Annotated in this window: 8 protein-coding genes; all 8 read right to left on the reverse strand. The window is 41.5% G+C overall.

Translation table 11 applies throughout. The features are described 5' to 3' along the window. Positions 1 to 133: 133 nt before the first annotated feature. Complete coding sequence (gene lpxA, locus B2Y23_RS03265; RefSeq protein WP_291368994.1) at positions 134 to 922, reverse strand: acyl-ACP--UDP-N-acetylglucosamine O-acyltransferase; 789 nt, start codon at positions 920 to 922, stop codon at positions 134 to 136. After that, entirely contained in the window at positions 919 to 1,404 is a 486-nt protein-coding gene (fabZ, locus tag B2Y23_RS03270) for a 3-hydroxyacyl-ACP dehydratase FabZ (protein WP_291369008.1), read from the reverse strand. The genes lpxA and fabZ overlap by 4 nt, the downstream gene beginning before the upstream one ends. Positions 1,405 to 1,411: 7 nt before the next feature. Beyond that, positions 1,412 to 2,479, reverse strand: a complete 1,068-nt coding sequence (lpxD, locus tag B2Y23_RS03275; protein WP_291368996.1) for a UDP-3-O-(3-hydroxymyristoyl)glucosamine N-acyltransferase — start codon at positions 2,477 to 2,479, stop codon at positions 1,412 to 1,414. 3 nt (positions 2,480 to 2,482) lie between these two features. After that, positions 2,483 to 2,980, reverse strand: coding sequence for an OmpH family outer membrane protein (locus B2Y23_RS03280; protein ID WP_291368998.1), 498 nt, complete (start codon positions 2,978 to 2,980; stop codon positions 2,483 to 2,485). Between the two features lie 36 nt (positions 2,981 to 3,016). Next, positions 3,017 to 5,461 (reverse strand): outer membrane protein assembly factor BamA, encoded by a 2,445-nt coding sequence (gene bamA, locus B2Y23_RS03285; protein ID WP_291369000.1) that lies wholly within the window; start codon positions 5,459 to 5,461, stop codon positions 3,017 to 3,019. A 41-nt stretch (positions 5,462 to 5,502) separates the two neighbouring features. Then, positions 5,503 to 6,858 carry an RIP metalloprotease RseP gene (gene rseP, locus B2Y23_RS03290; RefSeq protein ID WP_291369002.1) on the reverse strand — a complete coding sequence of 452 codons (1,356 nt, stop codon included), beginning with the start codon at positions 6,856 to 6,858 and terminating at the stop codon, positions 5,503 to 5,505. Between the two features lie 3 nt (positions 6,859 to 6,861). Next, positions 6,862 to 8,058, reverse strand: a complete 1,197-nt coding sequence (gene ispC, locus B2Y23_RS03295; protein WP_291369004.1) for a 1-deoxy-D-xylulose-5-phosphate reductoisomerase — start codon at positions 8,056 to 8,058, stop codon at positions 6,862 to 6,864. Next, the coding region (locus tag B2Y23_RS03300) for a phosphatidate cytidylyltransferase (protein ID WP_291369006.1) at positions 8,059 to 8,579 on the reverse strand (521 nt) is incomplete at its 5' end.

Raw genomic sequence — 8,579 nt, forward strand, 5'->3', positions numbered from 1 at the left:
CAACGCTCGCCAACCAGCTTAAAAGCAAACTACTCAAAAATTACCCTAAATCTGAAGAAGTTGGATATTTAAAGAAATAAAAAACAAAAAAAAGACACCTTAATAAGTGTCTTTTTTTGAGCGGCATATTCAATTAACGAACAATACCGCGCTTCGATTGTTCCAAAGAATCAATTAATAACTGGACTTCTGGCGCTTCTGGCAGAATATCATTACGAATCTGCTGAATTGCTTGTTCAGTGGTTAAACCTTCTTTATAAATCAATTTAAAGGCTTGACGTAAGGCCTGAATGACATTTTTAGACCAGCCCTTACGACGCATACCTTCAACATTCATCGCAAAGGCATGTGCCGGATTACCAGATACCATCACGTAGGCAGGAACATCTTTTAAAATCAAGGATGCTCCACCAATCATGCTGTAAGAATCAATTTTACAGAATTGATGAATACCCGAGTTACCACCAACCACTACATAATCACCAATATGTACATGTCCAGCAATACCGACATTATTGGCAAAAATATTATGATCGCCCACCATACAGTCATGCGCAATATGGGTATTGACCATCAATAAATTATAGCTGCCAATTTTGGTAAGTCCCTGATCCTGAACCGTACCACGATGCAAGCTGCTATGCTCGCGAATGGAATTGTGATCGCCGATTTCAAGCCAGGTCTCTTCACCAGCATATTTTAAGTCCTGACAAACCTCACCCACACTCGCAAACTGGAATATTTCGTTGTTTTTCCCAATACGAGTATAGCCACCGACCACTACATGTGAATGTAGCTTGGTGCCTTCACCAATGGTGACCTGTGGTCCAATAATACAATAAGGACCAATTTGTACATCTGCAGCAATGACTGCAGAAGAGTCAATAATGGCGGTTGGGTGAATTAAATCGTTCTTACTCATGCCTGCTCTATTTTCTGATGCGAAACCATAATTTCCGCGGTAGTTGCTACAACGCCATCCACTGTGGCTATACAATTATATTTGTAAATGCCACGTTTGTGCATAACTAATTCTGATTTTAATACCAGTTGGTCACCAGCAACGACCTGTTTCTTAAAGCGAACCTTTTCAGCGCCCGCAAAAAGAAACAGTGAGCCTGGCCCTGGCTTTTCATTATTCATGATAAAACCAAGTATACCAGAGACTTGAGCCAATGCCTCAACAATCAATACACCTGGCATAATCGGATAGCCCGGGAAATGTCCCTGTAAAAACTCTTCGTTGATTGAAACATTCTTATAACCCACAATGCCATTATCAGTCACATCAACAATACGATCGACCAATAAGAATGGATAGCGGTGAGGTAAATATTCACGAATTTGTTGAATGTGCATTGGCAATTCAGGCTTCGTAAATGCAGGAGGATTAGACTCAGTCATCATAATTCTATTTACGCTTAAAAGTTGATTCAAGGGACTCGATTTGAGCCTGTATATGATCAAGCCGTTTCACTAATTGGGTCAATGGCACATCTGCTAATTGTTTAAAGCGTACCGCCGCCCGTTTCCAGTGCAAACTTTCTAGCATCGGCGTACCAGAAGAATAGCTCCCTGCCTCAGAAATACTTTTTGTGACCATTGACATACCGGTAATTGTCACATTATCTGCAATATTAATATGACCTACTACCCCTACTGCACCTGCAAATACACAGTTTTTGCCAATTGTAGTACTACCTGCAATACCGCATTTTGCAGCCAGGGCTGTATTTGCACCAATTTTTACGTTGTGGGCAATTTGCACAAGATTATCAATAATAACCCCATCTTCCAGAATGGTGTCATCGAGTGCACCGCGGTCTATGCTGCAATTTGACCCAATTCGGACATCATTACCAATTTTAACTGAACCCAATTGCGCAATACGATGCCATTTACCTTGGTAAGGCGCAAAACCAAAGCCTTCTCCGCCAATCACGGTATTGGCATGAATACGGACACGGTCACCGATTTTTGTTTCACCGGTTAAAGTAACATGTGAATCAATAAAACACTGTTGACCAATTTCTACATCATCATCAATTTTAACGTGTGATTGAATGATGGTGTTATCACCCACTACGCAATGCTCACCAATCACCACATAATGCCCAATATAGGCACTATCGGAAATGATGGCAGAAGGATGGATTTGTGCTGTGCTTTCTATCCCCTGATGCTGATTTTTCTTTTCAAAAACACGCGTCAGGATAGCAAAAGCAAGATAAGGATTATCGACCACAATAAAGTTATTGTGCGTATCTAACTGATTTTTTAGAACAGAAGTAACAATCAGCGCACCTGCTTTTGAAGCACGTGCATGATCTAGATATTTATCAGCGTTTACAAATGCAATATGTTTCGCTTGAGCCGCATCTAAGCTGGCCAATCCTTCCAAGATTAAATCAGATTGACCTACGTGCTCGCCTTGTACTAAACGGGCGAGATCTTCTAAGCGAAATTGTTTAGGATTCATTGATTACTTAATAACGTTAACCTTTTGAATCATTTTATCAGTTAAATCATATTTAGGGTCATAAGCAAGCGCGGAATTTTTATTCAAAACAATATCCAAGTTGTTTTCTTTACGCAATTGTTCTGCTACTTGCTTGACTCGATCCCCTAAAGTCTTGTTCATCAGCTGAATCGTAGATTGAACGGTTGACTGTACACTTTGCTGCAGCGTATTAAACTCTTTTAGCTGCGTCTGAAATTGTACAGACATTTTTTGCTTTTCAGCATCGGATAAATTAGGCGTTTGCTGAGCACGTTGCTGTAAAGCTTCCAGCTCTTTAGCCAACTGTTCCAGCTTGGTGGTTTGCGGCTTGACCTTTTGCTGTAAAGAAACGTTCTGCTGTTTTAAATACGTGCTGTTTTCGACCACTCTTTCCAGATCAACCACGCCATAACCTGCGGCATGAACCATTGAGGTACTCGCCAAACCAGCAAAAACCAGGCTCATTAATATTTTTTTCATGCAAATATCCTTTTTTAAACCCATTGAAGGTCGTACTTAGAAAGTACGACCAATCTCAAACTGGATATTTTTAGTATCATCACCGTCTTTTTCATTTAACGGATAAGCATAACTAAGAGATAATGGCCCAATCATGGTAATCCAGGTAAAACCTGCACCTACACTATAACGCATATTGCCTGCATCAAAGCCGAAGTTGTCTTTACAATATTGTTTACTTGCCTCACTTGTAGGAACGTCACATTGTGTATCAAAAACTTGAGCACCTTCAGCAAACAGTACAGGACGAACCTGACGTGTCCAATCACCCTTAAACGGTAAGGGTAAAGCCAGTTCCGTACCAAATTGTACTAGAGCATTACCACCGACTTCTTCGGGATCAAAGTTTTCTAATCCCGTATTTTCAGCATACACACTGTCATATTTAGGACCTAGAGTACTGTTGTCATAGCCCCGAACCGAGCCAAAACCACCGGCATAGAAGTTTTTATAGAATGGCAGATCATTACCATAACCCAACTTACCATAACCACGCAGTACAAAGCCCTTGCCTAAAGGCTGGAAGGCTTGCGCATCATAAGTGATTTTTTGATATTCCACATCACTGCCTGGCAATGCAATTTCACCATTCACGCGATGTGACATACCCGATGTCGGGAAGACAGGTCGGTTTAACGTATTGTAAGACCAACCTAAATTTAAGTTATATGTTAGGTAATCTCCTGAAAAACGATCAGGTTTGGATTGCTTCGTACATGGATTAGCTGTATTTATACAATATTCTGACTTCCCAATCTCCTTACCATCATTTGCCAATAAATAATCACGAACATAAGTTGAAACACCATTACCTGTGGTCACTTCTGTCTGATCAATATTTAAACCTGCGCTGACACTCTGGTTTTCATCAATTGGATAACCAAAGTTGATCCCGCCACCAAAACTGTCTGTTACATAGTTATTGACGTTATAGTCTTCATCCAGCTTGGTTTTACGATAGTACATGTTGTAACCGCGACGCACACCATCAATGGTGAAGTACGGATCGGTCACACTTAAATTATAATAGTCTTGTGTTTCTGAACGGGATAAATCAATCGAAACGCTATTACCCGTACCCAGGAAGTTGGTTTGACTTAAGCCCGCCTGGAAGGTTACACCACCACTTTGCGAGAAACCGACTGCCAGTGTACTGGTCCCCGAATGCTGCTCTTCAACATTGACGTTCAGATCTACCTGATCAGGGACATTCGGAATACGTGCCGGTTTAATATCAACCGTTTTAAAGAAACCTGTACGCTCCAGACGGACTTTAGATAAATCAATTTTTTCGTTGCTCGCCAATGCACCTTCCATCTGGCGCATTTCACGACGCAATACTTCATCGGCAGTTTTGGTATTACCGGTAAAATTGATACGACGTACCGTAACTTGTTGACCCGGATTAATATAATAATTCAAATCAACCAGTTTGGTTTCTTTATTAATTTCAGGAACAATATTGACTTCAGCATAGTAATAACCGGCATTACCATACTTGCGCAGTAATAGCTGTTTGACTGCATTGACTTTTTCTTGCGAATAAATCTCGCCATCTTTATAAATTTGCAGCGCTTTTAATTCTTCTGGCTGGTAAAGCGCATCACCCAAGAACTTGCTTTGGCCAAATTTGAATTGCTCGCCTTCATCTACAGACACTTCAACAAAGATATTCTTTTTATCTTCACTCAAGTTCAAACTTGAGTTGGTGATATTGAAATTGATATAACCCTTGTTTAAATATAAGGCACGCAAAGCTTCAAGGCTGGCCGCCATCTTTTCACGCGCATAACGGTCATTTCGGGTAACAATTGAACTCCAGCCGCTTTCTTTAACCGCAAAAGCCTGCTTGATTTCGCTTTCTTTAAAAACGGTATTGCCAATAATGTTGATATCAACAACTTTGGCTGCCTTACCTTCAACAAAATCAATGGTTAAATCAACACGGTTATTCGGTCTGGCAGTCGTGATTACCTTAACATCGGCATCGTAACGACCTTGCTGCATATACTGCTGTTCAAGTTCAGTTTCGATGGTTTGCAAAGCAGATTTTTTCAAAACCTCGCCTTCTGCAATCCCCATCTTTTTAAGCCCTTCTTCCAGGGCTTCTTTAGGAATAAGTTTATTCCCCTTAAACTCGACCTTGGAAATAACCGGGCGTTCTACCACGGTAAAAACGAGCGTATCTGCTTGTTGTGATGCCTTGATATCATCAAACAGGCCTGTGGCATACAAGGCACGAATGGCATTTGCAATGGTCGCATCATTGACACGATCGCCAGCATTGACAGGCAACATCCCATAAACATTTTCTGGCGTTAAGCGAACAAGTCCGTCAATTTTGATATCGCGGACAATGAATTCATCTGCTGCATATACTTGTTGTACTGCTGCCATTGCACTAACGAGTGCCAAAGGCATAAATAAATGTGTGTGCTGCATGCCAGTCTTTTCCGATGTTAATTTATTACATATGTACGTTGTTATAAACGCATGAAGTCATTGAATAATGCAAGGAGCATCATGCTACCGAGCAGTACCATACCAATTTTTAAACCAACCAATTGTATTTGTTCAGAAACAGGTTTACCACGAATTAGCTCAATAAAATAGTAAACCAGGTGTCCACCATCCAGCATAGGGATAGGCAATAAATTCAAAATACCCAAACTCACGCTCATTAAGGCCATAAATGAGATAAAGGTTTGCCAGCCCATTTCCGCACTTTGCCCTGCCACCTTGGCAATGGTGATCGGTCCGGATAAATTATCCAGTCCAATTAAACCACGTATCATTTTGACAATCGAGTTCAAAATCATACCTGAAATTTGACCGGTTTTATCAACTGCCATAACCAATGCTTCAGTCGGGCTGTATTGAATGGTTTGCTTATATTCTGCAGGAATGGTTATTTTCCCGGGGCTATTTTGTACACCTAGCACACCAGAAACATTACCCATGCTGTCACGCTTGGCCTGTGGCATCACCTGCAAATGTAACAGCTGATTTTGACGTAATACATCTATTTTTAATAATTTTTCTGGTGAAGCCTGAACAACTTGAACAACATCAAACCAGTCATTCATTTTCACGCCATCAATAGCAACAATTTTATCGCCTTCTTTCATCCCTTGACGAATCGCTGCACCATCTTCACTAAGTTTAGCAGCAACGGCAGGAATATGTGGACGATATGGCATAAAGCCTAAACTGTCTAATGCTGATTGATTCTGATTTTTTAAGAAATTCTGGATAGGTAAATTAAAGGTTTGCAACTGACCGTGACGATCTGCCTGAATCTGAATGGAACCGGTTTCACCAACACGATCAACCAAGGCGAAATTTAACTTTTCCCAGGTATTAACAGAGGTGCCATCTACTTGGGTAATTTTATCGCCGACCTGCATTTGCACTGTAGCCGCCGGCGTATTTGGTAACACTTTACCAACACGGGTATTCAACTGTTCTTGCGATGGAATAAATAAAACCCAAAACAGTAACACGGCAAAAACCAGATTGATCAATGGTCCAGCAGCTACAATTGCAATACGCTTCCAGGGATGCTGACGGTTGAACGCTTTGGGTAAATCTTCTTCAGCAACACTGCCTTCCCGTTCATCCAGCATTTTTACATAACCACCTAATGGCAATGCCGAAAGCTGATATTGAATGCCCGACTTTTTAGACGTCCACTTGAGCAAGGTCGGCCCAAAGCCAATGGAATAAACTAAAACTTTAACGCCAAGCTTACGTGCAACAATATAGTGTCCAAACTCATGAATCGCGATAAGCGGCCCGAGCAGGAGAATTGCTGCCACAATAATAAACAAGGCACTCATATTTTAGCTTCCTTTATGGGTGACAATTTGCTGTGCCACAGATCGCGCCATTTGATCGACCTGCAAAATACGTTCAATCGATTCTGCAGCGCCGCCTTCAACCTGATTTAAAGTCTGTTCGACCACTTGAGCAATGTCAGTAAAACCAATGTTGTTTTGCAAGAAGGCAGCAACAGCAATCTCATTGGCAGCATTTAAAATCGCAGGAGCCAGACCACCACTTTGCATGGCTTGACGCGCAAGTTTTAATGCCGGGAAACGTATGGTATCAGGTTCTTGAAAATCCAGTTGTTGATTGATAAACAGGTCAAGTGCTGGTACATGCGTTTGAATACGCTCTGGCCATGCCAGCGCATGCGCAATAGGTGTACACATATCAGGATTGCCCATTTGTGCCAAAGTTGAACCATCCACATATTGAACCATAGAATGAATGATACTCTGTGGATGTACCACCACTGTTACAAACTGTTCTGAAATTGCAAAGAGATGGCAGGCTTCAATGAGCTCCAGCCCTTTATTCATTAAGGTTGCTGAATCAACTGAAATTTTCTGACCCATAGACCAGTTGGGATGTTTACACGCTTGTGCAGGTGTCACATTCTGTAATTGTTCAAGACTATGATTTAAAAATGGACCACCCGATGCGGTCAGCAGAATACGTGATACACCCTGTTTCGGTTGCCCATTACGCTCTGCCTGAAAATAACCCGCAGGCAAACATTGGAATATGGCATTATGCTCTGAATCAACCGGTAGTAATTCTGCCTGATAATCACGTGCTGCCTGCATCATGATGTCACCAGACATCACCAGTGCTTCTTTATTCGCCAGCAAGACACGCTTACCTGCTTTAACCGCTGCCAAGGTCGGCAATAAGCCCGCAGCCCCCACAATGGCTGCCATCACCACATCGACATCTGCGTGTTCAGCAACAGCAATCAAGCCAGCTTCATCAGTCAAGATTTCAATATCTGTTAAAGACTGTGCATTAAAATATTGCTGTAATTCTTTCAATCGACTTGCAGGAACAACCACCACTTTTGGTCGATATTGTTTGCATATTTCAACGAGCTCTAAAATTCTGCTATGCGCAGTGACTGCAAAGACAGAATACTTTTCAGGATGCTGCTGCAGAATTTTTAAGGTACTTTGACCGATTGAACCCGTTACACCTAATATACAAACAGATTGTGACATCTATAAATCTACACCAATAAATTTTAAAATATACATGCCGGCTGCAAAAATTGGAGCAGCTGCAAGCAATGAATCAATACGGTCAAGCACCCCACCATGTCCTGGCAGAATACGACCTGAATCTTTAATTCCAGCGCGACGTTTAATCATGGATTCAAACAAGTCGCCAAGAACTGAACTGAATACGGTAATCACAGATAAAATCAAAAATAGAATATGCTGTGCAAGGGTTAAGTCCAGATACAGGACTTCTACGGTTACCACAATCAGCATGGCGGTAAAAATACCACCGTATAAACCTTCTACTGACTTGTTTGGACTGACATTTGGAGCAAGTTTGTTCTTGCCCAATTTACGCCCTACAAAATAAGCACCACTGTCTGCACCCCATACCAGTAAAAACAGGTACATCAGCCACCATGGTGAGCTCTTCCAGACAGAGAAAATTGCAGTAACTGCAGCAGAAATCAGAATAAATCCAATAATCTTCAAGCTGGAATTGTACCATCCATCATAGTTTG

Source organism: Acinetobacter sp. UBA5934, assembly GCF_002430855.1.
Classification (GTDB): Bacteria; Pseudomonadota; Gammaproteobacteria; order Pseudomonadales; family Moraxellaceae; genus Acinetobacter.

Bases quoted from the DNA above. Each gene is read 5' to 3' on its own strand.
- B2Y23_RS03280 (WP_291368998.1), bottom strand. From the start codon at position 2,980: ATGAAAAAAATATTAATGAGCCTGGTTTTTGCTGGTTTGGCGAGTACC.
- rseP (WP_291369002.1), bottom strand. From the start codon at position 6,858: ATGAGTGCCTTGTTTATTATTGTGGCAGCAATTCTCCTGCTCGGGCCG.
- ispC (WP_291369004.1), bottom strand. From the start codon at position 8,058: ATGTCACAATCTGTTTGTATATTAGGTGTAACGGGTTCAATCGGTCAA.
- lpxD (WP_291368996.1), bottom strand. From the start codon at position 2,479: ATGAATCCTAAACAATTTCGCTTAGAAGATCTCGCCCGTTTAGTACAA.
- lpxA (WP_291368994.1), bottom strand. From the start codon at position 922: ATGAGTAAGAACGATTTAATTCACCCAACCGCCATTATTGACTCTTCT.
- fabZ (WP_291369008.1), bottom strand. From the start codon at position 1,404: ATGACTGAGTCTAATCCTCCTGCATTTACGAAGCCTGAATTGCCAATG.
- bamA (WP_291369000.1), bottom strand. From the start codon at position 5,461: ATGCAGCACACACATTTATTTATGCCTTTGGCACTCGTTAGTGCAATG.